The 24,653-nt window shown below is 56.8% G+C and carries 21 protein-coding genes and 1 other RNA gene; 12 read left to right on the top strand and 10 right to left on the bottom strand.

The genetic code is table 11. From position 1 onward, the window contains the following. Window positions 1-278 precede the first annotated feature (278 nt). The 4 genes from CUC55_RS19265 to CUC55_RS19250 all read left to right on the top strand — a co-directional run bounded on the left by CUC55_RS19265 (window position 279) and on the right by CUC55_RS19250 (window position 9,853). The gene (locus CUC55_RS19265) at window positions 279-1,424 is read left to right on the top strand and encodes an efflux RND transporter periplasmic adaptor subunit (RefSeq protein WP_067645346.1); all 1,146 of its coding nucleotides are present in this window, start codon (window positions 279-281) and stop codon (window positions 1,422-1,424) included. Next, window positions 1,421-4,573, top strand: a complete 3,153-nt coding sequence (locus CUC55_RS19260) for an efflux RND transporter permease subunit (protein WP_103088857.1) — start codon at window positions 1,421-1,423, stop codon at window positions 4,571-4,573. The genes CUC55_RS19265 and CUC55_RS19260 overlap by 4 nt, the downstream gene beginning before the upstream one ends. 110 nt (window positions 4,574-4,683) lie before the next feature. Then, window positions 4,684-6,102 carry an FAD-binding oxidoreductase gene (locus CUC55_RS19255; RefSeq protein WP_103088856.1) on the top strand — a complete coding sequence of 473 codons (1,419 nt, stop codon included), beginning with the start codon at window positions 4,684-4,686 and terminating at the stop codon, window positions 6,100-6,102. A gap of 85 nt (window positions 6,103-6,187) precedes the next feature. Next, window positions 6,188-9,853 (top strand): AsmA family protein, encoded by a 3,666-nt coding sequence (locus tag CUC55_RS19250; protein WP_103088855.1) that lies wholly within the window; start codon window positions 6,188-6,190, stop codon window positions 9,851-9,853. A 119-nt stretch (window positions 9,854-9,972) separates the two neighbouring features. Here the strand turns inward: CUC55_RS19250 and CUC55_RS19245 are convergent, their stop codons facing one another. The 8 genes from CUC55_RS19245 to CUC55_RS19210 form a co-directional block, all read right to left on the bottom strand. After that, window positions 9,973-10,185 (bottom strand): ribbon-helix-helix domain-containing protein, encoded by a 213-nt coding sequence (locus tag CUC55_RS19245; protein ID WP_103088854.1) that lies wholly within the window; start codon window positions 10,183-10,185, stop codon window positions 9,973-9,975. A 197-nt stretch (window positions 10,186-10,382) separates the two neighbouring features. Beyond that, on the bottom strand, window positions 10,383-11,933 hold the full coding sequence (locus CUC55_RS19240; RefSeq protein WP_067645356.1) for a Do family serine endopeptidase: 1,551 nt from the start codon (window positions 11,931-11,933) through the stop codon (window positions 10,383-10,385). 157 nt (window positions 11,934-12,090) lie between these two features. Further along, window positions 12,091-12,435, bottom strand: coding sequence for a DHCW motif cupin fold protein (locus tag CUC55_RS19235; RefSeq protein WP_210176108.1), 345 nt, complete (start codon window positions 12,433-12,435; stop codon window positions 12,091-12,093). A 105-nt stretch (window positions 12,436-12,540) separates the two neighbouring features. Then, window positions 12,541-13,467 carry a protease modulator HflC gene (hflC, locus tag CUC55_RS19230; RefSeq protein ID WP_067645358.1) on the bottom strand — a complete coding sequence of 309 codons (927 nt, stop codon included), beginning with the start codon at window positions 13,465-13,467 and terminating at the stop codon, window positions 12,541-12,543. Between the two features lies 1 nt (window position 13,468). Then, window positions 13,469-14,623: an FtsH protease activity modulator HflK gene (gene hflK, locus CUC55_RS19225; RefSeq protein WP_103088853.1), complete on the bottom strand. Its 1,155-nt coding sequence runs from the start codon at window positions 14,621-14,623 to the stop codon at window positions 13,469-13,471. A gap of 143 nt (window positions 14,624-14,766) precedes the next feature. Further along, on the bottom strand, window positions 14,767-15,294 hold the full coding sequence (locus tag CUC55_RS19220) for a dihydrofolate reductase (protein WP_103088852.1): 528 nt from the start codon (window positions 15,292-15,294) through the stop codon (window positions 14,767-14,769). Further along, window positions 15,291-16,085: a thymidylate synthase gene (locus CUC55_RS19215; RefSeq protein WP_103088851.1), complete on the bottom strand. Its 795-nt coding sequence runs from the start codon at window positions 16,083-16,085 to the stop codon at window positions 15,291-15,293. Before CUC55_RS19215 ends, CUC55_RS19220 begins: the two co-directional genes overlap by 4 nt. An 87-nt stretch (window positions 16,086-16,172) precedes the next feature. After that, entirely contained in the window at window positions 16,173-16,481 is a 309-nt protein-coding gene (locus CUC55_RS19210; RefSeq protein ID WP_067645366.1) for a DUF2853 family protein, read from the bottom strand. 116 nt (window positions 16,482-16,597) lie between these two features. On the opposite strand from CUC55_RS19210, the gene ssrA reads away from it, so the two are divergent. The 7 genes from ssrA to CUC55_RS19175 all read left to right on the top strand — a co-directional run bounded on the left by ssrA (window position 16,598) and on the right by CUC55_RS19175 (window position 22,285). Further along, window positions 16,598-16,968: a transfer-messenger RNA gene (ssrA, locus tag CUC55_RS19205) on the top strand. 129 nt (window positions 16,969-17,097) lie between these two features. Further along, the gene (locus tag CUC55_RS19200; RefSeq protein ID WP_067645368.1) at window positions 17,098-17,604 is read left to right on the top strand and encodes an SspB family protein; all 507 of its coding nucleotides are present in this window, start codon (window positions 17,098-17,100) and stop codon (window positions 17,602-17,604) included. Between the two features lie 34 nt (window positions 17,605-17,638). Continuing rightward, window positions 17,639-17,833 carry a DUF4169 family protein gene (locus CUC55_RS19195; protein WP_103089199.1) on the top strand — a complete coding sequence of 65 codons (195 nt, stop codon included), beginning with the start codon at window positions 17,639-17,641 and terminating at the stop codon, window positions 17,831-17,833. Window positions 17,834-18,275: 442 nt separating this feature from the next. Beyond that, window positions 18,276-19,628 carry an LLM class flavin-dependent oxidoreductase gene (locus CUC55_RS19190; protein ID WP_103088850.1) on the top strand — a complete coding sequence of 451 codons (1,353 nt, stop codon included), beginning with the start codon at window positions 18,276-18,278 and terminating at the stop codon, window positions 19,626-19,628. A 9-nt stretch (window positions 19,629-19,637) separates the two neighbouring features. Continuing rightward, window positions 19,638-20,489: an ABC transporter permease gene (locus tag CUC55_RS19185; protein WP_103088849.1), complete on the top strand. Its 852-nt coding sequence runs from the start codon at window positions 19,638-19,640 to the stop codon at window positions 20,487-20,489. 41 nt (window positions 20,490-20,530) lie between these two features. Continuing rightward, window positions 20,531-21,508, top strand: coding sequence for an ABC transporter substrate-binding protein (locus CUC55_RS19180; RefSeq protein WP_103088848.1), 978 nt, complete (start codon window positions 20,531-20,533; stop codon window positions 21,506-21,508). A 9-nt stretch (window positions 21,509-21,517) separates the two neighbouring features. Next, window positions 21,518-22,285, top strand: a complete 768-nt coding sequence (locus CUC55_RS19175) for an ABC transporter ATP-binding protein (RefSeq protein ID WP_103088847.1) — start codon at window positions 21,518-21,520, stop codon at window positions 22,283-22,285. Between the two features lie 4 nt (window positions 22,286-22,289). Here the strand turns inward: CUC55_RS19175 and CUC55_RS19170 are convergent, their stop codons facing one another. Next, a complete protein-coding gene (locus CUC55_RS19170; protein ID WP_103088846.1) occupies window positions 22,290-22,847 on the bottom strand; it encodes a GNAT family N-acetyltransferase in 558 nt (185 codons plus the stop codon). Further along, entirely contained in the window at window positions 22,844-23,734 is an 891-nt protein-coding gene (serB, locus tag CUC55_RS19165; protein WP_067645380.1) for a phosphoserine phosphatase SerB, read from the bottom strand. Before serB ends, CUC55_RS19170 begins: the two co-directional genes overlap by 4 nt. Here serB and miaA point away from each other — a divergent pair. Next, the gene (gene miaA, locus CUC55_RS19160) at window positions 23,733-24,629 is read left to right on the top strand and encodes a tRNA (adenosine(37)-N6)-dimethylallyltransferase MiaA (protein WP_103088845.1); all 897 of its coding nucleotides are present in this window, start codon (window positions 23,733-23,735) and stop codon (window positions 24,627-24,629) included. The two genes, serB and miaA, sit on opposite strands and share 2 nt — an antisense overlap. Window positions 24,630-24,653: the final 24 nt, after the last annotated feature.

The following is a 24,653-nucleotide window of genomic DNA, read 5'->3' as shown; positions in this document are numbered from 1 at the left end:
AAAGGCCAGAACCGTGTTCTGCTTTTATTCCGGTATCAACTGTCAAAGTGCCCATTCCAAGGCATTTTCTATATGAGCGCTGCGTCAGCAACCAACGATGTGGCTACGTGAAGTTGCAGACGAGGCTAGCTTCAGAAAAGCGTCGCAAATTACCATTATGTAAGAAACGGATTTGTGCGTTGCGTTGTTTAAAACAAGCAATAATACTGCCGCTAACTATAAAAGGGGCCGCAATCTCTTGATATGCGGTAGCGAAGTGTTTTACCTCGGAGAACTATATGAAGGTTTGGAAGCAGGTCGGTGTCAGTCTGGCTGTCTTGGGCGCTGGTGTCTGTCTATGGGCGTTCATGTCGCCCGATGGCAGGAGTGTGCTTGCAAAAGTCGGCCTTGCCAGTGCTGAACAACCTGCGGCTCAATCGGCCGGCGCACCTGGTGCAGGGCGCGGGCAGGGCGGTTCGCGCGGCAAAAGTGCGACGCTGGTTTCCATCGCCCCTGTCAAAACCGGAACCGTCAACGACCGGTTGAACGCCATCGGCAATGGCGAGGCCATCCAGTCCGTCGTGGTAACGCCACAAGCTTCCGGTCTGATTTCCGAAATCCTCGTCTCATCTGGGCAGAGCGTCAAAAAAGGCGATGTGCTGGCGCGGCTCGATGATGACGAGCAGATTATCGAGAGAGAAAAGGCGCAGGTGTCTTTGAGAAGCGCCGTCGAGAAGTCCACATCCTATGCGAACTTACGTTCTGTTGCGCGGCTTGATGTGCTGGATGCGCAGATTGCCGAAGAAGCTGCCAAGCTTGCGGTGAGCACCTCGGAACTCAACCTGAAGCGCCGCAACATCGTTGCCCCCATCGATGGCATTGCCGGTATCGTCGCCATCAACATCGGTGACAACGCAACGACACAAACCAGTATCGTCAGCATAGACGACCGTTCGAAAATTCTCGTCAACTTCTGGGCGCCGGAGCGTTTTACCACGGCCATCAAAGTTGGCATGCCGGTGGAAGCGACATCGATTTCTCGCCCGGGAGAAACCTTCAATGGTAAGGTTGAAGCCATCGACAATCGCGTCGATGAGGCAAGCCGCACCGTGCGGGTTCGCGCTGTCTTCGATAATGCCAGTGACGATCTGCGCGCCGGCATGTCCTTTGCCGTGACCATGGGCTTCACCGGTGAAAATTATCCCTCCGTCGATCCGCTGGCCGTGCAGTGGGATGCAGAAGGCTCTTACGTATGGCGTGTGAAGGACGACAAGTCCTACAAGGTCCGTGCTCAGGTCGTCCAGCGCAACCCCGATTCCGTACTGGTGAAGGCTGATCTGGTGCAGGATGAACCCATTGTCATCGAAGGCTTGCAGCGTGTTCGCGAGGGTGGTTCCGTTCGCACCGCAGGCCAGAAAAAAGCACCGGAGGTCGCCAGCCAATGACAGAGCAGACGCCTTCCGGTGGAAATGATTCCAAGCTGGCCTTCACGGCACTTTTTGTTCGCCGCCCGATTCTCGCCGCCGTCATCAACACGCTTCTTGTGGTTGCGGGTCTTGCGGCACTTGTTGGCGTAGACGTGCGTGAGCTGCCGGATGTTGACCGTCCGGTTATCTCGGTGCGCACGACCTATGACGGTGCATCGCCGCAGACCATCGATCAGGAGGTTACGCAGACCATTGAGGGCGCCGTTGCCCGTGTCAGTGGTGTGAAGTCGATTTCCTCGGCATCGCAATTCGGCACCAGCCGCGTGACGATGGAGTTCAACGACAATGTCGATATCGCGGTTGCTTCTAACGATGTGCGCGATGCCATCGGTCGTATTGCCAACCAGATGCCTGACGATGCCGACGAGCCGCAAATCATCAAGGCCGATTCCGATAGCCAGCCGATCATGCGGCTAGCCGTCACGTCCTCCAGCCTCAGCATGGAAGATTTGACCAAGCTGGTCGATGACGAGGTCATAGACCGTCTAGCCGCGGTGGATGGCGTCGCTGACGTGGAGCTTTATGGCGATCAGGAAAAAGTGTTCCGCATCGATCTCGATCAAGGCGCACTTGCCAGCCGTGGCTTGACGGTCACTGATGTTTCCAATGCGCTGGGCAGTGCCGCGCTTGACGTCCCGGCGGGGTCGCTGAAAAGCTCGACGCAGGACATTGTCGTGCGCGCCACGGCCAGCCTGACGAAGCCTTCTGAGTTCGAAAATCTCATCGTCAAGGATCGCGTGCGCCTTCGGGATGTCGCCAGTGTCATGCTGGGTGCGGATGATGAGACCACCTCGTTGCGCTCCAACGGTGTGCAGGGGNTAGGCCTCGGCGTCATCCGTCAGGCGCAATCCAATACGCTGAGCATATCGACCGGCGTCAAAGCCGCCGTGGCGGCGATGGCGCCCAATCTGCCCGAAAACACACGGATCGTGGTGACCAGCGATGACGCCGTGTTCATCGAGGGCGCCTTGCATGAGGTCCAGCTTGCGCTCGGCCTCTCCGCCTTGATTGTCGTGGTGGTTCTCTATCTCTTCTTCCGAGATTGGCGAGCAACGCTTATTCCGGCCATTACCATGCCGGTTGCCCTGATAGGCACAATCGTCGCTATCTATATGGTCGGCTTCTCGATCAATATTCTGACGCTGCTCGCCATCGTTCTGGCAACGGGTCTGGTGGTGGATGATGCCATCGTCGTTCTCGAGAACATCGTGCGCCGCCGTTCCGAAGGTATGGGGCCGCGCGCCGCTGCCGTTCTCGGCACGCAGGAGGTTTTCTTTGCGGTTATCGCAACGACAGCAACCCTTGCCGCTGTTTTTATTCCGCTGTCTTTCCTGCCCGGTCAGTTGGGTGGCCTGTTCCGTGAATTCGGTTTCGTTCTCGCCTTTGCGGTCGGACTTTCTTCCATCGTTGCGCTCACGCTCTGCCCCATGCTGGCGTCGCGCATGTTGAAAAACGGCGTCAAGGAGCCAACCGGGCCACTTGCGTGGTTCGGCAACGTGTTTGCATCGACCTACAAAACGACGCTCTCTGTCTGCCTCAACAACCCGTTGATCGTCGTTATCGTCGCGCTTGGTTTTGCCGGTGTGTCGTGGATTGCCTTTGGCATGGTGCAGAACGAGTTGACACCACGCGAAGATCGCTCATCGGTCATGTTGCGTGTCACGGCTCCTCAGGGTGTAAGCCTCGAATATACGCGCGATCAGTTGCAGCGAATCGAGGAGAACTTGCAGCCACTTCGCGATAGCGGAGAAATCCGAAATGTTTATTCCATCACTGGAATGAACGGTTCGTCCAATACCGGCTTCGTCGTGTTGACGCTGGCACCCTGGGCAGACCGCGAGCGCACCCAGAACCAGATTGCGCAGGACATCAATGCTGCCGCGCAGACCGTGCCCGGGCTTCGCGCTTCGGCATCACAGCCCAACAGCCTTCGTATTCGCGGTGCTGGCAACGGTCTCAGCATGGCAATGATTGGGACCAACTATTCCGCGCTGACGGAAGCCACGCAGAAGCTGCTGCTGTCGATGGAAGAGAGTGGCCTTTTCGACACGCCACGTTTCGACAATGAGCCTAACCAGGCGCAATTGTCCGTTTCCATCGACCGTGAGCGTGCGTCCGATCTCGGTATCGATATCACGGGGCTTTCGACCGCCATGCAATCGCTTCTCGAAGGCCGCTCCATCGTCGATGTCTTCGTGGACGGCGATGCGGTGCCGGTGCGGCTGTTGTCATCGACGCGCCCTATCAATGATCCGACCGATCTGGAGAACATCTTCCTGAAGGCAAAAGACGGACGGATGGTGCCGATGTCGATCATTGCGTCCCTGAAGGAAACGGCTGTTTCGCCGCAACTCAATCGTGAACAGCAATTGCCATCGGTGGGCTTTACGGCAAACCTGAGAGAAGGCGTATCGCTGGGTGAAGCGGTGGCCAGGGTGAACGAGATGGCAGGTTCCATCATGCCCGCAGGCGCACGTCTGTTGCCGCTGGGGGAAGCCGCCACGCTGCAGGAAAACTCAAGCGGCATGTTGCTGACCTTCGGCTTTGCCATTGCCATCATCTTCCTGGTTCTGGCAGCCCAGTTCGAAAGCGTGCTGAGTTCCGTCATCGTCATGTCGACGGTGCCGCTGGGCTTGGCCTGCGCGGTTATCGCGTTGCTCGTTACCGGCTCCAGCCTCAACGTCTACAGCCAGATCGGACTTGTGCTTCTGGTGGGCGTCATGGCGAAGAACGGCATTCTGATCGTCGAGTTTGCCAACCATCTGCGTGATCAGGGCGCCAGTGTCCGTGAGGCCATCGAAAAGTCATGCAGTATTCGTCTGCGGCCCGTGATGATGACCATGATTGCCACCATTCTCGGCGGTGTGCCGCTGGTGCTGGCGCAAGGAGCCGGTGCGGAAGCTCGCATCGCACTCGGCTGGGTCATCGTCGGCGGCCTGGGCTTAGCAACGCTTATCACGCTTTACATCACACCGGTGTCCTATCTGTTGATTGCGCGCTTTGCCAAGCCACAGGCGGATGCCGATATCCGTCTACACCGTGAACTGGAAACGGCCATTCGCCGTAGGGCCATCGAAGAAGACAAACAGCTGCTTGCTGCTGAATAACGTCGCAAGCCGTAGAAGGTCAAAGCTGGACAAACGGAAAGTCGTGTCACATACCAACCGGGCTTGCCTTTAAAAGGTGAGTCCGGTTTCGCATTGCAGTGGGTACGATCATGGCTTTGAAAGATGTTGTGTCTGGAACGAGAAACGAAGCGGGAATCGCTGCGGTTCTCGACATTCTGAAACAGCAACTTGGCGATAAGCTCCAGACCGGCCAGTCGTTTCGCGAGCAGCATGCCCACACCACCACCTATCTCACCACGCAGTTGCCAGACGGTGTCGTGTTTGTCGAAACGTCCGATGACGTCAAAACCGTGGTCAAGGCCTGCGCGCAGCACAAGGTCCCTGTCATCCCNTTTGGCGTCGGCTCATCGCTTGAGGGCCAGGTCAATGCCCCCAGCGGTGGTATCTCGGTTGACTTCAGCCGTATGAACCGCATCATTTCCGTCAATGCCGAAGACCTCGATGTCACCGTCGAGCCGGGTGTAACCCGCGAACAGCTCAATACCTACCTGCGCGACACCGGCCTGTTTTNCCCCATCGATCCCGGTGCAAATGCCTCGATCGGCGGCATGGCATCCACGCGCGCATCCGGCACCAATGCCGTTCGCTATGGTACGATGAAGGATAATGTGCTGGCACTGACGGTGGTGACGGCCAATGGCGAGGAAATCCGCACGGGTCGGCGCGCGCGAAAATCCTCTGCCGGCTACGACCTGACGCGACTTTACGTCGGGGCGGAAGGCACGCTGGGTGTCATCACCTCCGTTACACTGCGTTTGCAAGGTATTCCTGAAAAGATTGCAGGTGGTGTCTGCACATTCGAGACCATCAAGGAGGCCTGCGACGCCGTGATCATGACGGTGCAGATGGGCATTCCGGTTGCGCGCATAGAGCTTCTGGATGAGGTGCAGATACGTGCCTGCAATGCCTATTCCGGGCTGTCCTATGAGGAAAAGCCGACCTTGTTTCTGGAGTTTCACGGCACGGAAGAAACAACCGTGCTGCAATCCCAGCAGTTTTCCGAAATCGTCCATGAGTGTGGCGGCAGCGAATTTCGTTGGACAAGCGATGCGCAGGAGCGTGCCAAGCTGTGGAAGGCGCGGCACGATGCCTATTGGGCATCGAAAGCGCTGGCGCCGCATCTCGATGCTCTCTCCACAGACGTTTGTGTCCCGATCTCCCGCTTTGCAGAATGTGTGACGCAGACTCAGCAGGACATTATCGATAACGGCATGCTCGCGCCTATTGTCGGCCATGCAGGCGACGGGAACTTCCATGTCCTTGTCCTGTTCGATGGCAAGGATACGACAAGTGTTGCCAGCACTGAAGCGTTCGTGGCGAGACTGAATCGCCGGNCAATTGCGATGNATGGTACGTGCACCGGCGAACACGGGATAGGGCAGGGCAAAATGAGCTTTCTGGCTGAAGAGGTTGGAAACGCGCTGGATTCGATGATTGCCATCAAGCGGTCACTTGATCCGGATAACATCTTCAATCCCGGCAAGCTTTTTCGCAGCGATAATGCGTAGGAATGTGCCGTGGAACCTGAAATGACGCTTGCTCTGTCAGGGAAAAAAGATAGTTTNCATCGTCAGTTAAGGGAGACGCGAAGTCGTGCTCGGACGCATATTGGTTTTNCTGGGCGGACTTCTGGTCGTAGCGCTGTTTGCAGCGCTGCTCATACCCTATTTCATCGACTGGACGGATTTTCGGCGTAATTTCGAAGATCAGGCAAGCCGTATCATCGGCAAGAAAGTTGTCGTGCATGGTCGTGTCGAAGCGCGGCTATTACCTTTTCCATCCGTCACGCTGCATGATGTGCGCGCTGGCATGGATGCAGACGGGTCTCCGCAAATTCAGGTGGCCCGTTTCTCCATGGATGCGGAACTTGCACCATTCCTGTCTGGCGAAGCACGTATATTCGACATGCGCATCGAGGAGCCGAAGGCACGTGTTCGGCTGTTGAAGGACGGAACACTGGACTGGACGCGCGGAAGTCGCGCTGTCATCCCTGCCAAGACCGTCGTTCTGGAAAATGTCAGCATCGAAGGCGGGCAGATCGAATTTATCGATGAGCAGTCCGGCCGCAACCGCACCGTCACGGGGCTGACTGCGGATATGTCCGCAAAATCTCTCGCCGGTCCCTGGCGGGCGGATGGCCGCGCAGCGGTGGATGGTCACGCAGGATCGTTTTCGCTGTCGAGTGGGGAGCCTGACGCCGCCGTAGGACGCATGGGTCTTCGTTTGCGCATGTTGCCCGATGAGCATCCCGTCGAAATCGATCTCGACGGCGCGATTGCCGCCGTGGGCGGNCGCCCGGTCTACAGTGGCTCCTTCACCTTCAATTTCCGCGAGGACGACAAGCAGAAACAACAAAACGCGCAGCCGATGTTCTCGGCGCCGCGCACTCGCGGCAGCTTTGAACTGACCAACGGGCGCGTTCGTGTGCCAAGTTACCGCATGGAACTGGGCGGCACTGAAAATCCCTATGTCATCACGGGTGAGGCGACGCTGGACACTGGCACTGCGCCGGAGTTTCTTCTGACGGCGGACGGCCAGCAGATCGATTTCAACCGCTTTGCGCCAGCACCTGTCCAGACCGGCAAGACATCGCGGGTGCCGACCGTGCCGGTTCGCCAGCGCATCGAGGCATTTGCCAGCCTCATTGCCCGCATTCCGGTGCCGCAGGTGCCGGGCAAAGCGAGCATCCGGCTGCCGGCGCTGGTATCCGACGATACCACCATTCGCGATATCAGGCTTGATGTTCGCCCAANTGGTACGGGCTGGCAGGTGGAGAACGCGGTTGCCGTGCTGCCGGGGCGCACCCAGCTTGAGGCCAAGGGGTCTCTGACGCTCACGGGTGGTCCGGCATTCAATGGCGATCTGCTGCTTGCGTCCAACCAGCCATCTGGGCTGGCCAACTGGTTGTCGGGTACGGTTGATCCCGCGATCCGCCAACTGAACGCCGCAGGTTTTTCATCCACGGTGTCTTTGACCACGCAGGCCCAGCGTTTCGAGAATCTGGAACTTGCCATCGGGCAGGCGACCTTGCACGGGCGTCTGGCGCGCGAGTCGGTTGATAAGGGCGCAAGCATCGATATCGATCTTGCCGGTGATGAAATCGATGTGGATGCCTTGAGGGCGCTTGGCGGTCTCGTGCTGGGCGATCAGGTCGGCAGTTCGGTCATGGATCACCGCATCGCAGCAAAATTCAAGGCCGACCGTTTCAATATGGCGGGTGTTACCGCCAACCGCGTGGAAACCGAATTTACCCTGGCAGGCGGCGTTCTGTCTCTTGATAAGATGATAGCCGGTGACATTGCCGGGGCCGAAGTGCGCGCCAAAGGCCAGTTGAAAGGTTCACTCAAGGAGTTTGCAGGCAAGGGTACGTTCAACCTCCACGCAACGGACATGCAACCTGTGTTCGATTTGCTGCGCCAGAAATTGCCGTCTCATCCGGTTATCGATCGTCTTGTCCGAAGCGCGCCCTGGTATGCGAATTCCGATATCGCCGTGGATCTTTCAGTGGATAGCAATGCAGGCGGTGCCAATGCTGCTGTTTCAGGCACCATCAATGGCAGTCGCGTCTCCGCGGTCGCAAAGCTTCCCGATGTTTTGGCCGATACGGATGATAAGGCACTGACGCTGGAGGCGGTACTCAAGAACCAGTCGACGGCCATTCTCTTCGGTCAGGCCGGGCTGGACCCGTTACCGTTCGATGCTGATGGGGAAGGGCTGCTGTCGCTGAAGCTGAACGGCACGCTTGGCTCTTCGGTACAGACGGATTTTCGCTTTTCTACGGAGCGCACGCACTTTTCCACCAATGGAAGCTTCTCCCTGGCAGCAGCGAGTTTTGCCGAGGGCAATGCTGATATCGCGCTGGAAAGCGCTGATATCGAGCCCTATCTGATCATGAATGCTGTCGGTCTGCCGCAGCTGGGCGGTGGCATGTCGACCAAGGTCAATGGCAAGCTCTCCGTCGACAAGGAAAAGGCAGTCCTTTCCAACCTTTCCGGGCAGGCGGGTGGCAACGCTTTTTCCGGTAATCTCTCGGTCCTGAAAGCCGCTCCCTACAAGGTTACGGGAGACCTTACGCTCAACGCTATTGATCTTGCCTGGCTGGGCGACACGATTTACGGGCCGGTCATCGACCCGGAGACCGGCGCGCTCAGCGCAAAGCCGGTTTCACTTCCGGCATTCCCCAAGCTAGACGCATCCGTCACTGTTAAAGCAGCCAACTTCGATACGGGTTCTTTTGGCGTCGTCACGGGTTCGTCCTTCGCGTTCAATCACGCAAATGGCGTTTTGTCGCTGGATAATATTGCGGGCGACTGGATGGGTGGCAAAGTCTCGGGCCGTCTCTCCATGGCGACGGGAGAGGGTGCTGGCATTTTCCGCACCAAGCTCGCTGTTTCTGGCGCAAACCCCGAAACCGTAATGTGGAAGAGCGGTCAGGCGCCCGTTGCAGGCGGTCGGTTCGGATTGGATTTGACAGCGGAGGCAACGGGTAAANGCGTCAGCGAGTTGTTGTCATCGGCCGGTGGTTCCGGTGAAATCCGCACCAGTGGACTGGTTTTGCGGGGCCTTAACCAGGCTGCGTTCCAACCTTGGCTACAAGCGGCCAGGGACATTCAAGGCCCGGTCGATGCCGCAAAGGTTCGCCCGCTGGTCGACGCACAGCTCTGGCAGGGCGAGGTTCCGCTGGGTGAAGTTGTAATGCCATTTACGTTGAGCGATGGAAATCTGCGCATGCAGAATGTTGCCACCAAGACATCACAAATGTCTTTCAACGGTGATGTCACTCTAGACATTGCAAATGAGACCATGACAGGCGGCCTTGATCTGCTGTTCAACCCCGGTACGGAAGAAATTGCTGGTGCCGAGCCGTCGATCCGGCTGAACTATGCCGGTCCGTTGAGACAGCCGGCACTGACGACCGATGTTTCCGACTTGACGGCCTATCTGTCCATGCGGGCTTTCGAACTTGAACGCCGCCGTGTCGAAGCCTTGCAGGCCAGCATCATGGAGAAGCAGCGTCTGCGCCGCGAAGTGGCACTCTACCGTTTCCAGGCGACGGAGCGGCAGGCGGCGGCTGAACGTGCGGTGGCCGCGGAGCAAACACGCAAGCTCGAAGAAGAGCGCCTGCGCGCAATGGCGCAGGAAAGATTGGAAGCCGAAANGGCAAGTCAGGAACGTCTGCAGCGCCAGCAGGAAACACAGCCCAAACCCCAACCCAACCCGGTGCTAACAGTCCCGCCAACCGGCGATCTCTTCCGCTAGCCTCGTCCTGTTCACCTTGTCTAGGCCGAAGCTACGAGGCTTGCTGGAAACAATATGTCTGATGGAGGTCTTCGGTCCAAGACCATCGTTCGTCCAGAGCAATGGAAAATGCCGCTATGCTATGACTGGCTCTTTAGCCAGTTCAGCACATAGACACGAAGCGATGAAGAGAGATTGCTGCCTTCGGGGCGCTTGTCATCGATTTCTGCGAGCAGTGCCGCGAAACTGATTTTTCGTTTTNCGGCTATGATGCGTAGTTCGTCCCAAAAGGCGTCTTCCAGTGAGATGCTGGTGCGGTGGCCGTGGAGGGTGGTGGAGTGTTTGCGGATCAAATCTGTGGCTTTCCAAACTGATTCAATGTGCTGCCAGTTTGATTCAGGGTTCGTGCCTAAGCTTATGATTTTGAATCTGCTTCACGCTGCTAGCGTCTGATAACGCCTTTCCTGTCGGGTAGGTTCCGCCATTCAGAAGTCTCCCGGTAGAGGCGAGGCGGGAGTTTCCCGCCCCACTTTACGTCATGGAAGGGATACTATTCGAGCGGTACCGCGACGAAGCGCAGGTTGCCCTGAGCGTCTGCCACCATCATATGCGCATTTTTTCGACCGGCTGATTTCAGACCGTTCACGCGCACCAGCACATCGCCGGGAACTTCCATGAAATCCTGCCCGACTTCGACAATAACGTCGCCTGCCTTGACGCCCTTCTGTTCGGCAGCGGAACCGGGATCGACACTTGCCACGAAGACGCCTTCCACGCTTTCCGCAATGCCTTTTTCGGTCTTCAGCTCAGCGGTCAGGGCAACGAGGTTCATGCCCAGCACTGTCTGCGGGGCTTCACGCTCTTCGGTCGGCTGCTGCTGCTCCGGCTGATCCTTGCCGTTTTCGTTCGGTTCGGCCATCTCGCCATCACCATCTTCCGGCATAGTGTTTTCGCTGCCCGCACCGGGCTGTTGCTCTTCCGCGCTATCCTGCAATTGACCGAGCTTGACCTTGACGGTCTGCTCCTTGCCATCGCGAAGGACCACGACATCGACGTCCTTGCCAACCGGGCTTTCGGCAACAACGCGTGGTAGATCTCGCATCTCTTGAATGGCTTTGCCATCGAAAGTCAGCACCACATCGCCTGGCTGGATCGGGCCATTCTCGACCGGCCCGCCCTTCACGACGCCTGATATCAACGCGCCGCGTGCGGCATCCATGCCCAGACTTGCGGCAATGTCATCGGTGACGGGTTGAACGCGAACACCGAGCCATCCGCGACGTGTTTCACCGAACTCGATGAGTTGCTGGACGATGTTCTGCGCAAGCTCTGTCGGCACGGAAAAGCCGATGCCGATCGAGCCGCCGCTTGGCGAGATGATGGCGGTATTGATGCCGATAACCTCGCCCTTCATGTTGAACAGCGGGCCGCCGGAGTTGCCCTTGTTGATGGCCGCATCCGTCTGGATGAAGTTATCATAAGGACCTGCGTTGATGTTGCGGCCACGCGCCGAAACGACGCCGACGCTGAGGGAACCGCCGAGACCAAAGGGGTTGCCGACGGCCATAACCCAGTCACCGATGCGCATGGCACGGGAATCGCCAAATTTAACGGCTTTCAACGGCGCTTTTGGCTCTACCTTCAAAACCGAAAGGTCGGTTTTCGTATCGGTACCGACGAGCTTGGCTTTCAGCTTGTTGCCGTTGGGGAAAATGACCTCGATATCGTCAGCGCCCTCGATGACGTGGTTGTTNGTTACAACGTAGCCAGCGGGATCGATGACGAAGCCGGAACCAAGCGAACTGACCTTGCCACCACTATCTGGCTTCTGATTGTCGAAATAATCCTTGAAGAATTCCTGAAATGGAGAGCCTTCTGGAATTCTCGGCGGTGTAGGGCCTTTGCCTTCCGCCTTGACGCTTTGCGACGTCGAGATATTCACGACCGCATCCAGAAGCGGGGCGGCGAGATCGGCAACCGATGCAGGCCCGTTGCTTTGTGCTCTTGCGCTGACCGGAACAGCGAGCCCGCCTGCGATGATCGCAAGTCCCGCCACGGCGGCGATGCTGCTGCGGAGAGGCGAAAGAGTGGTGACGGGCATACGGCGTCCTCGTATCTTGCAAACTTGGTCTCAAGTTTAATAGCCAAGCATAAGGCGGAATGATGAAGCGTAGAAATACCTTTTCGTGATTGAGACACGAATCCCTTTGCTCATCCACGACTAAAGCGCAGCGAATCTTCACAAAGTGCTTACTGCTTCAATCGACGATGAAAAGTCTGGCACCAGTGGTGGTCGAGGAGCGGTGCGGCTCGGCGTTGTCAGCCACTTGATAGCTCATACCAGCCTTGAGCAGAAAGTTGCGGCCATCCTCCAGCTCGGTGTTCAGCTCACCATCCAGACACAACAGAATATGGCCCTTGGTGCACCAGTGATCTGCGAGATAGCCGGGCGTATATTCCACCATGCGAACGCGGATATTGCCGAAATGGCGCGTGCGCCAAGTGGCGCTGCCGGTTTCACCCGCATGCTGCGTGGGCTCAACTTTCGACCAGTCTGTGGTACCGAAAGGTATCTCGCTGATATTCAACACGATCTCCGTCATTCGAAAAGTCGATTTCATATGCGGCGCTATCGCTGCGATTTTCCAGCGTAAAATAGCAAAAGGGCCGATGTTTCCACCGGCCCTTTTTNCATGATGTTACCGACATCAGTTCGCCGGTGCAGCGGGAGCTGCTGGCGGTGCTGGCCGAGGAGATGCGCCGTTGATGTCGTTGAAATAACGGAAGAACGGCGAGTCAGGAGACAGAACCAGCGTTGTGCCGGTGCCTGTCAGAGCGCTGGCATAGGCTGCCATCGAGCGGTAGAACTCGAAGAAGCTTGGATCGCGCTGGAAGGCTTCACCGAAGATACGGTTACGTTCCGCATCACCTTCACCTCGAAGAACTTCGGACTGACGGTTTGCGTCAGACTCAAGCTCGACAACCTGACGGTCGGCGATGGCACGACGACGCTGCGCTTCTTCGTTACCACGCGCGCGGATCAGTTCCGCCTCGGCCAGTCGCTCAGAGCGCATGCGCTTGAAGGTATCAAGCGAAACGTCCTGGCTTAGGTCGGTACGGCGAATACGTACGTCCACGATGCTCAGACCCAGCGATTCGGCATCCGGACGCAGGTCGTCACGCACTTCCTGCATCATGGATGCACGGGCGTCCGACAAAGCGGATTCAAAGCCACGCAGACCATAGACACGACGAAGCGAGGAGTTGAAGCGTGTACGCAAGCGATCCTCAGCCACGTCCTGATCACCACCCGCAGCCGCAAGGAAGCGGCGTGCATCGGTTATACGGTAGACGAGAAAGGCGTCGACTTCGTAGAACTTGCCACCAGATACCTGCGCTCTAATATTTTCGTAATCGAGGCGCCGTGCGCGATTTTCAACATACTGAACACGATCAAACTGCATGAACGGGAGCGGCATCTTGAAGTAAACGCCAGGCTCGCTTTTGACGTCGTGGATCTGGTTGAACCGAAGCACCACGGCCTGCTGGCGCGGCGTGACGATATACATAGAGCTGTAGAGGAAGAACAGAACGACAGCGAAACCGGCAAGAAGGGCCATAAGACGATTGCTCATATCAATTGCCCCCCNGTGGTGCCGCATTCGGATTGTTGCGCATGATCTCGTTGAGAGGCAGATACGGCATTACGCCCTGCTTTTCATCGATAATGACCTTGTTGGAACCTTTCAGGACCTGCTCCATCGTTTCGATAAACATACGTTGACGGGTCACTTCCGGAGCGCTGCTGTACTGGTCGTAGATGGAGATGAAGCGCTGTGCTTCACCGCTTGCCTCGTTGACGACACGGCTCTTGTAACCATTCGCTTCTTCAACGATCTGCGCCGCCTGACCACGTGCTGCACCAAGCTTCTGGTTGGCATACTGGTTGGCTTCGGAGACGAAGCGATCTTCGTCCTGTTCCGCGCGCTGAACTTCGTCAAACGCATCGGCCACTTCGCGCGGCGGGNCAGCATCTTCGATGGAGACGGCATTGACGGCAACGCCCGCACCATATCCGTCCATTGTGCTCTGGATGATCGTCTGCACTTCCGTCGCGATTTGCTGGCGATTGTCGCGGAAAATGTCCTGTGCGGGACGACGTCCGACGATCTCGCGCATCGCGCTTTCAGATACCTGCTGCAAGGTTTCCACTGGAGCTTCGATGTTGAACAGGAAGGATTTCGGATCAGTGACCGTGTAAAGAACGGAGAACTGAACGTTTACGATGTTCTGGTCACCCGTCAGCATAACGCCCGTCGCGGCAGAACTTGTGGTGCTGGCGTTAGACCGCACGCCGATGTTCAACTGCTGCTGTCTGATCTTGACGATTTCAACGGATTCGACCGGCCACAGCATGACATGCAAGCCTTCGGTCGCAACCGCATCCTTTGGCTTCCCAAAGCGGGTTTCCACGCCGAGTTCGTCCGGACGAACGGTATAAACGGACTGAATGCCGACAAAGGCAAGAACGATGAGAACGAGGATGGCAACGACGCCGCCGTTCATACCGCCGGGAATCAGGTTCTTGAACCGGTCCTGACTGCGACGGATAATTTCTTCCAGATCGGGCGGGCCACCATTGCCGCCGCCTCCACCGCCACCGCGTGGACGGTTCGGTCCCTGGCCCCAAGGTCCACCTTGGTTATTTCCCCCACCGCCGCCGTTGTTGCCGCCGCCGCCCCAAGGGCCACCGCCGCCACCGCCGCCACCATTCTGATTGCTCCAGGGCATCCATACCTCTTATGCTAAAACTTTCCCGCTTCCTCACAGACAGGCATTTGCATGTCTGGCGAGAATATAGGTCAGTTATAAGTAGGAGAGCTGTCTGTTTCAACGCAGAGGCGGTAACTTAATACCCAATTACGGTAAATAGTTCACTGAACCGCGTGATACCTGCGGTAGGTCGTAAATCTCACAGGATAATTGTCTTTTNCCCCTGCTGGCGCGGGTATTTCCTCAATTTTCTCAAACTGCGCAGGATCGATGGCTGGGAAGAAAGTATCGCCTTCCAGCGAAACCTCGACATGGGTGACGGAAAGTTGATCGGCAAAGGGCATGGCCTGACGGTAAATCTCGCCGCCACCTGCCACGAAANCCTCATCGACGCCAAGTGCTTGCGCCTTTTCCTTGGCAAGTGAAAGTGCATCTTCCAGAGATGAAACGACATCGACACCCTGCGGGCGGTAATCAGGATTGCGGCTGATGATGATGTGGGGGCGACCGGGCAGGGGGCGTTCGCCGACCGAGAGAAACGTCTTGCGGCCCATGATCATCGGCTTGCCCATGGTCAGCGCCTTGAAGCGCTTGAGGTCCGTCGACAGTTTCCACGGCATGTCGAGATCGCGACCGATGACGCCATTTTCAGACACGGCGGCGATGAGTGTGATGCGCGGCTGTGTCATACGGCAATCGGTGCCTTGATGGAGGCGTCCGCCTCGTAATTTTCCAGCGTAAAGTCTTCGAATTTAAAGTCGAAANTACTGGTGACATCAGGGTTGATGCGCATCGTCGGCAGCGCTTTCGGTGTGCGCTTCATTTGCAGTTCGGCCTGCTCGAAATGGTTCGAATAGATATGGGCGTCACCTAGTGTATGCACAAAGTCGCCGGGCTTGAGGCCGGTGACCTGAGCGACCATCAGTGTCAGCAGCGCGTAGGATGCGATGTTGAATGGGACGCCAAGGAATATATCGGCCGATCGCTGGTACAGCTGGCAGGACAGCTTTCCATCCGCGACGTAAAACTGGAACAGGCAGTGACAGGGCGGTAGCGCCATGTCGTCCACCAGCGCCGGGTTCCAGNCCGACACGATGTGGCGGCGGGAATTTGGGTTGGTTTTCAGCCCCTCGATCAGAAGCGCAATCTGGTCGATGTGGGTGCCGTCGGGTGCTGGCCACGAGCGCCATTGCGAACCATAGACCGGGCCAAGATTACCATCTTCATCCGCCCACTCATCCCAGATGGAAACACCATTTNCCTTGAGGTATGCGATGTTCGTCTCGCCCTTCAGGAACCACAGAAGTTCATGAATGATGGAGCGCAGGTGCAGCTTCTTGGTGGTGAGAACCGGAAATCCTTCCGACAGGTCGAAACGCATCTGGTAACCGAAAACGGAGCGTGTACCCGTGCCGGTACGGTCGCCACGGTTGGTTCCCGTTTGCATCACATGCGCAAGAAGGTCGAGATATTGCTTCATATCAGTCCGCCGCCGATTCCATTGAGGCCTGTATTATAGACTTTTGCGGCGACGGAACCAGTCATCGATGATCCGACTCACAGGAAATCAGAGCGTTTCGAGCTTATCGAGGTGTTTGGCCACGAGATAATAGAAGGTCACGCGTGATTTCGTGCGATCCGCTTTCATGGCGGTCACGGTTTCTTCAACGGCCTTGTCGGCATCGGGACCGGTGACGCCAAGCTTCTTGCCAATCCAGTTCGTCTTTACCCGTTCAAGCTCTTCCGGGTCGGAGGAAGACACGAGCGACGAATCACGATTGCGCAGGGCGATGCCCAGATGCTTGACGATTTTGTTCACGACTGCTTCATCGGCATCGGCATCGTATATCTTCACGTCTGCGAGATAGTCCGTCATGTCTTTTCCTCCGCGTTATACGGCCCCTGCTTAAGGTGCCGCTTGATAAGCAGAATGGGACAACTCCGTTTCCTCGTCAAGAATTGCGCACAACCTTTCATGGAATTGTCACGCAGCCCCTTTTCTCTGGCGGATTAAACGCCTATATGACCCTTGCCGGATGCAAATCCGGATATGGCGATAAACGGTCGATGGAATAAGCCTATTGGACCCGGGGGCGGTACCCGGCGCCTCCACCAAAAACCGGCGGACCTTTGAAAAGGCCGGCTTTTGATGGGGGCGAAATAGGATCGACAAGGGTGTAAAGATCGAACTTTTGCTCGGCATGATACCGCCGTTATCGGGTCACAAGTGTAGTTGCAAATGACAACAACGCTAAGGAATACGCTCTCGCTGCCTAATGGCGGTGTGGGAATTCCGACTTAAGCCCTTACGGTTAGCCCCGTAAGGCGGGGTTCGGAGGTACCTGGCAACAGAAACCTCCACCTTCTCCATTTCGCCTGAATTGGCTATAAGATGAAATGACTCGCGGCGAACGGGGCTTTTCCGTTGCTGCGATGTAAGACATTGCGTATAATAAGTTAAAAGACGTATGCATAAGGAAAGACAGGACCGTATGGGGCAGGATCATATCCGTTACGACATTCTCGCACAGGATGCCCTTCGCGGCGTTATTCGCAAGGTATTGAGCGAAGTCGCGGCCACCGCACGGCTGCCCGGCGACCACCACTTCTTCATCACATTTCTGACCGGCGCGCCGGGTGTTCGCATCTCGCAGCACCTGAAGTCAAAGTATGCCGAACAGATGACCATCGTTATCCAGCACCAGTTCTGGGATATGAAGGTCACGGAAACGCAATTCGAAATCGGTCTGTCATTCTCTGATACGCCTGAAAAGCTGGTCGTTCCATTCAACGCTATCAGAGGTTTCTACGATCCTTCTGTGAATTTCGAACTTGAGTTCGATGTTCCCCTTGCGGAAGAAGAAGAGGTCGTGGAAGCGGAAATCACTGCTTATCCCGTTCCAACAGAAAACAAGACTGCTTCCACGGAAGACAAGCCTGACGAAGAGAAAAAGGCCGGTTCTGTCGTCTCTCTGGACGCTTTCCGCAAAAACAAGTGATTGCCTGACGCAACGGTGCAGACAGGAGATGGTCGTGACGGGCGATGTCGTAAATCTGCGCCAGTTTCGCAAGCAGAAGGCGCGTACCGAAANGGATAAGCAGGCGGAGCAGAACCGCCTGACTTTCGGCCGGACCAAAGCCGAGAAAAACCTCACCTCCGCATTGAACGAGAAAGCCAGCCGCGAGCTGGACCAAGGAAAGCTGGATAAGGGTGAGGGTGACGCTTAGTGAGCGCCGTCGGCTGGCATCTTCGCTATGCTTGTCCAGACTCATCCAAANCTCGATATCATCCTCGGGCACGACCCGAGAATGCATCCACCCCGAAAAANCAGAAATTTGCAGATACTCGGCGCAGGCCCGCGCATGACGTAGGCAGGGTCAAACGCGTTTCAGAGAACTCGCCGACATCCTAATTCCAGTTGAGCGCAGCTTGCTGTGCGCCTCTGCCGCGCGCGCGCGTTGCACCTATTCGCGATTATTTNCCGTTCTTCGCAAAATACGAAAATATTATTCCGCTCTTCCCGAAACTGAGCAATCTATTTTCTATATAAAANTAATAGACAATATAGGCTTCTCCATATTCGCAGCGACGTTCAGCGTGAACGGCTCGCAGTTATCAGACTGAAAAGTGTTTTACTTTCAGTATCTTGGTCATTGATGGGGAAGAGATATGGCACGTAAGATAAAGCTTGGCGCATTTCTACCGGNCGGTGGGCAGCACGTTGCAGCATGGCGGCATCCGGACCAGCCTACCGATGGCGCTCTGAGCCTCGAGTTTCACAAGCAGCTTGCATTGACGGCTGAACGTGGCCTTTTCGACGCCTATTTTCTCGCAGACAATCTTGCCATTGGTTTCGGCGGCGCTAGAGAAGGGGGTAATGCTCGTGTGGCCGGATTCGAGCCGACGACGTTGTTTTCAGCGCTGGCACCCTTCACCAAAAATCTGGGTTTCATCGCCACGTCGTCCACGACATATGAAGAGCCTTATACAACCGCCCGCAAGTTCGCATCTCTAGACCTGATTTCCGGCGGGCGGGCTGGCTGGAATGTCGTGACCACCACGGGTGATCCGACGGCGCAAAATTTCAATCGCCAGACCCAGCTTCCGCATGCCGAACGTTATCGTCGTGCGGCGGAGCATGTGGATGTGGTCAAGGCGCTCTGGGACAGTTTTGAAGACGATGCGTTTACGCGCGATGTCGACAGCGGCAAATTCTACGATCCTTCGAAGCTCCACGAGGCGAATTATCGTGGTGAGCATTTCCAGGTTCGCGGGCCGCTCAATGTGTCCCGTTCACCGCAGGGGCACCCGGTCATCGTGCAGGCCGGTCAGTCCGATGACGGGCGAGGGCTCGCCGCGCAGACTGCAGAGGTCATCTTCACCGCGCATCAGCATATTGAGACCGCGCAGGAGTTTTACCGCGATATCAAGGCACGAGCGCGCGGGTTCGGTCGTGATCCCAACCACGTTCTCGTCATGCCTGGTGTCTCGCCTTTCGTTGGCCGCACGCTTGAGGAAGCGCAGGAAAAATATGAGCGCCTCACCTCGCTTATTCTGGAGGAAGACGGCGTTGGCCTGCTGAATGGGTTGACCGGTGGCACGCTTGATCTGAGAGGTTATGATCTTGATGGCCCGTTGCCGGAGGCACCTCCGACCGAGGGTATGAAGAGCCGCCAGGCTCTCATCCGTCAGATCGCCGACGAAAATAATTTCACCATCCGCCAGCTTTACCAATGGGTTGCTTCCGCACGTGGTCACTTCACCATCGTCGGCACGCCTGAGACCATCGTGGATACGTTGCAGGAATGGTTCGAGAACGAGGCCGCCGATGGTTTCAACATTCTGCCGCCATGGCTACCGACAGCGCTCGATGATTTCGTTGATCTCGTCATCCCTGAACTGCAGCGCCGTGGCCTGTTCAGGACCGAATATGAAGGCACGACGCTGCGCGAAAATCTGGGCCTGCCATTTCCGATCAACCGCTGGACTGCCGCACGCTCGGTCGTTCAGGCAGCCGAGTGAGGTGACGGAATGTCATTTGAAGACGCAAAAGTCCTTCTCCCGCGATCGCTTCACTACCGGCAGACGGAAAGTCGCGCACCGGCGATTGGCCAGATCATACGCGGTTTGATCGGACCGTTTCTCTCCCGCTACGGCCTCGTTTTGAGCTTTCTGGCCGCATGGCAGATATCCAGTGTGTTCGGCTGGATCAACCCGGCCGTCTTCCCTCCGCTCGACGCTATCGTCGGCGCACTGTGGAAAGGCATTTCCAGCGGTGCGTTGATCGATGACATCGGCATCAGTCTGCAACGTGCGGGCATTGCCTTCGCCTCTGCGGTCATCATCGGTATTCCACTCGGCCTGTTCATGGGGCAGGTGGCCGCTGTGGAGCGTGCGCTTGATCCATTGTTGCAGTTCTTTCGCCAGACATCGGCGCTTGCTCTTTATCCGGTTTNCATTCTGCTGCTTGGCCTCGGTGAAGCATCGAAAGTCTTCGTGATTTTCTGGGCGACCCTGTTTCCCATCCTTCTGTCCACCATCGGTGGCGTCAAGGAGGTGGATGGCAAGTTGATCGAAATGGCCAGAACCTATGGGGCCGGTCCGCTCACCATTTNCCACCGCGTTGTTCTGCCTGCTTCCGTACCAGCCATTTTTGTCGGCTTACGACTGTCTGCCACCACAGCACTTCTGCTTCTGATCGCTGCCGAAATGATTGGTGCCAACAAGGGTATCGGCTTTCAGGTGATGAACGCCCAGTACAATTTCCAGATCCCGCTAATGTTTGCCGCCATTCTTCTTCTGGCACTTCTGGGGCTGGCGGCTAACGCCGTGCTTGTTGTTCTGCAACGCAAGCTTTGTCGCTGGTCGCAGCCCTCGCGTTGATCTCATCTTTNAAAACTTATACTCTTTNCCAAGGAAACATCATGTCCTTCCATTCCCGCAAGCTTCTGCTCTCGGCAGCACTTATGTTTGGCCTCACGACGGCGGCGTCTGCTGCCGAAGAGGTAAAGTTCCGGTATCTTGCAAGCCAGGGTGGACTTTCTGCCCATGAACTTGCCCAAGAGCTTGGTTATTTCAAAGGCACCGGCGTCAGCGTGGAAAATGTCGGGTACGCCACTGGCGGTCCAGCTTCCCTGTTCGCGCTGGCATCTGGCGACGTCGAGATTGGTAGTGCGGCGACCGCTGCGGTGCTGAACTCGATCATTGGCGGCAATGATTTTGTCGCGGCCTATCCGTCAAACGGTATCAACGACCAGGTTCAATCGGTCTTCTATGTTCTGGACGACAGTCCTATCAGGGATATCAAGGACATCGCCGGCAAATCGATTGCGGTCAATACGCTCGGCGCACATCTGGATTATACCATTCGCGAGGCGTTGCACTCCGTCAACCTGCCGACGGATTCGGCAAAACCGGTTGTCGTGCCTGGCCCGCAGCTGGAGCAGGTCCTGCGTTCCAAGCAGGTTGATATCGCCGCCTTCGGCTACTGGCAGACGACATTCGAGGGAAAGGCCAAGGCTGCTGGTGGCATTCGTCCGATTTNCGATGATACGGATGTGCTGGGTGATATAGCAGGCGGTTTCATCGTGCTGCGCCGCGATTTCATCAAGGCTCATCCAGATGCGGCAAAAACCTTCGTAGAGCAGTCGCAGCGCGCTCTCGACTATGCGCGCGAGCACCCGGAGGAAACGAAGAAGATTTTCGCCAAGGCGCTCGAAGAGCGTGGTGAAAATCCTGATATCGCGCAGTATTTCCTGGGTTACGGCGTTCGTCCCGGCGGCAAGGCCGTTGACCGCGATCTCCAGTTCTGGATCGACATCCTAACGCGTGAGGGCAAGGTCAAGGAAGGGCAGATTACCGCCAAGAGCATTCTTTATGCGCCTGAAACAGCCAGCAACTGAGGGCGCGAGATGAACACCGCACAAGCCGTTCGCGGAGAGGTGGCGATACGCCATCTCTCCAAGTCCTACCACCTGAACGGCAAGCCGCTTCAGGTTCTGAAAGACATCAATCTCAAGATCGTGCCCGGCGAAAGCCTTGCGATTGTCGGTGCCAGCGGATCCGGCAAGACGACGCTTCTGCGTGTTCTCGCCGGGTTGGAGCAGGCAGATAGCGGTGATGTGCTGATCGACGGACATGCCGTCCATGGCGTCGGATCGGAGCGTGCGGTCATCTTTCAGGAGCCTCGGCTGTTACCATGGCTGACGGTTCTTGAAAACGTGGCCTTCGGTTTGGAAACTCAGGGTATTGCGAAGAGCGAGGCAAGAGCCAGAGCGCAACGTTATATCAATCTCGTCGGCCTCCAGCAGTTTGAAACGGCCTATCCGCGACAGCTTTCCGGCGGCATGGCGCAACGGGTCGGAATTGCTCGCGCTCTTGCCGTCCAGCCGGAAATACTGCTTCTGGACGAGCCGCTGGGCGCGCTCGACGCCATGACGAAGATCAGCATGCAGCAGGAACTGGCGCGCATCTGGCGCGAGGAAGACGTAACCACCGTTCTCGTGACCCATGATCTGGAAGAGGCAATCTATCTCGCCGATCGTATTCTTATTCTGCCGCGTGAAAAGGGCGCACAGCCGCGAATCATCGATATCGATCTGCCCNGCCCGCGTGACCGCAGTTCTCCCGCCTTCGTGCGCCAGCGCGAGGCGTTGTTGCAGGTGTTTGGTCTGCATTGAGCGATCACTTTCCCAGCCATCTCTCCAGCGTCAGAGCGTATGTCACATGTGACTTGAGGTGCGGCTGGGTTTCCGGCACACGCGGATGGTCGAAATCGCGGGATGGATCGCGGATGAGGCCGATCCGTTTCATGACTGCGACTGACCGCAGGTTGTCACGGACCGCGAAGGAGACAATTTCCGGGGTTTTCTTCTCATCGAATGCCATTGATAACATCGATTTTGCAGCTTCCGTCACGTAGCCATGGCCCCAGAAACGCGTGGCCAACCGCCAGCCGATTTCCATCGTTCCAGGCGGGAATATGCCTTCCATAGTGACCGGTGCAACACCGCAGAAACCTATAGGTTCAGAGGCTTCACGCAGTTCCAGAGCATAGAAGCCGAAGCCGGTGATGCGGATCATGTCGTTGATATGCTCCAGTGCAGCATCGGATTCGGCATGGCTGCGTATCGTGGGAAAAANCTCCATCACTTTCGGATCGGCGTTGATTTCCCGGAAAAGATCTCGGTCTGTTTTTCGCCACTCCCGCAGGATCAGCCTTGGTGTTCCGCGTAATATCATGGGGTAACGAAATCGGCCTTGCGATAACCCTGAAGATAAAGAAGCGCCGTCAAGTCACCGTGTTCAATGCGGATTTTTGCTTCTGCTGCGACGGCAGGCTTGGCGTGGATTGCAACGCCTGACCCAGCCAGGTGCAGCATGCCAAGGTCGTTGGCGCCATCACCCACGGCTATGGCGTCGTCAGGTGATATGCCCAGCTTAGCGGCAATGTCGTTGAGGGCATCGACTTTTGCCTGCTTGCCGAGAATAGGTTCGGCCACGGTTCCGTCCAGAAGCCCGTCTTTTTCACCTAATATATTTGCGCGGTTTTCATCAAAGCCGAGGGTTGCCGCGATGCGGCTGGTAAAGACTGTGAACCCACCTGATACCAGCGCCGTGTAGTGGCCCTTTGCCTTCATCGTGGCAATCAGTTCCATGCCACCAGGGGTGAGCGTGATGCGCTTTTCAATGACGTCGTCCACGACCGAAATCGGCAGGCCTTTCAGCAGCGCGACGCGCTCCCGCAGTGCTGGTTCGAAAGCGATCTCGCCGTTCATGGCGCGGGCGGTGATGGTGGAAACCTGATCTTTCAGCCCCACTTCGGCGGCCAGTTCATCGATGCATTCCTGGCCGATCATGGTCGAATCCATGTCGGCGATCAGGATTTTCTTGCGGCGCTTGTCCTGATCCTGAATGGCGATGTCGATGGGTCTGTCAACGATTGCCATCCGCAGCACGCGTTCTGCAGCCGCCAGATCAGTGCCATCGCGCAGCACCAGATCACAGGCAACTCCATCCGCCAGCCAGTAGAGGCCGGAAGCGTCCAGCGCCTTTGCGGCACTTTCGGCAATTGTGGAATTCAGAACAGGATTTGACGGATTGGCGATAAGCGTGGCAACCAGAGCCATGATGAAAAACCTTGCTGACGAATTTGATGCGTTCCTGATAACCGGCCCGACGGCAAGCGGCAAGTCTGCGCTTGCGCTTGGCCTGGCGCAGGAGAAAAATGGTGTCGTCATCAACGCCGATAGCATGCAGGTGTATGACACTTTGCAGGTGCTGACGGCGCGACCCTCCGCAGACGAAATGGGTGACGTGCCTCACCATCTTTATGGACATGTCGCGGCAGCAAGGCCCTACTCTACGGGGNAGTGGCTCCGCGAGATAACGGCGCTTCTCCAAAANCTGCGTGGCGAGGGTCGTTTCCCGATCATCGTTGGCGGCACAGGTCTGTATTTCAAGGCGCTGACCGGCGGCCTTTCGGATATTCCGACGATCCCACCCGCAATCCGCGAGAGCTACCGAACACGGTTACTCGAAGAGGGGCCGACAGGGCTTTACGATGAACTGTCGACACGTGATGCGCAGACGGCTTCCAGCTTGAAACCCAGCGATGGCCAGAGAATCGTACGCGCTCTGGAAGTGTTGGAATCCACCGGAAAATCCATTCGCATGTTTCAAAGTGCAAGCGGGCCGGTCATCATCGATCCAGCGCGGGCACGGAAANTGGTGGTGCTGCCAGATAGGACCATCTTGCATGGCCGCATCAACAGGCGTTTTGCCGGGATGATGCAAAGCGGTGCTGTGGAAGAGGTACGCGCGCTTTTATCCCAAGGCCTTTCCCATGATGCCACTGTCATGAAAGCCATCGGTGTTTCGCAGATTGCCGAGATGTTGGCGGGGCGCATGAGCGAGGCCGAGGTCATAGAAAAGGCCGCGGCGGCAACGCGCCAATATGCCAAGCGGCAGATGACATGGTTTCGCAACCAGATGGGGGCGGATTGGGAGAGAGTGGCGCCGTAAGAACACAGAGATACAGGGGCGGCG

The sequence above is a fragment of the Agrobacterium bohemicum genome, from assembly GCF_002896715.1.
GTDB lineage: Bacteria > Pseudomonadota > Alphaproteobacteria > Rhizobiales > Rhizobiaceae > Agrobacterium > Agrobacterium bohemicum.
Note: the sequence above shows the minus strand (reverse complement) of the source record. Positions and strands in the feature narration are given on the sequence as shown.

What these genes read in the sequence shown, in the direction of transcription:
- CUC55_RS19265 (WP_067645346.1), top strand. Translation starts at nt 279, where the DNA reads ATGAAGGTTTGGAAGCAGGTCGGTGTCAGTCTGGCTGTCTTGGGCGCT.
- CUC55_RS19235 (WP_210176108.1), bottom strand. Translation starts at nt 12,435, where the DNA reads ATGACGGAGATCGTGTTGAATATCAGCGAGATACCTTTCGGTACCACA.
- hflC (WP_067645358.1), bottom strand. Translation starts at nt 13,467, where the DNA reads ATGAGCAATCGTCTTATGGCCCTTCTTGCCGGTTTCGCTGTCGTTCTG.
- CUC55_RS19210 (WP_067645366.1), bottom strand. Translation starts at nt 16,481, where the DNA reads ATGACGGACTATCTCGCAGACGTGAAGATATACGATGCCGATGCCGAT.
- CUC55_RS19200 (WP_067645368.1), top strand. Translation starts at nt 17,098, where the DNA reads ATGGGGCAGGATCATATCCGTTACGACATTCTCGCACAGGATGCCCTT.
- serB (WP_067645380.1), bottom strand. Translation starts at nt 23,734, where the DNA reads ATGGCTCTGGTTGCCACGCTTATCGCCAATCCGTCAAATCCTGTTCTG.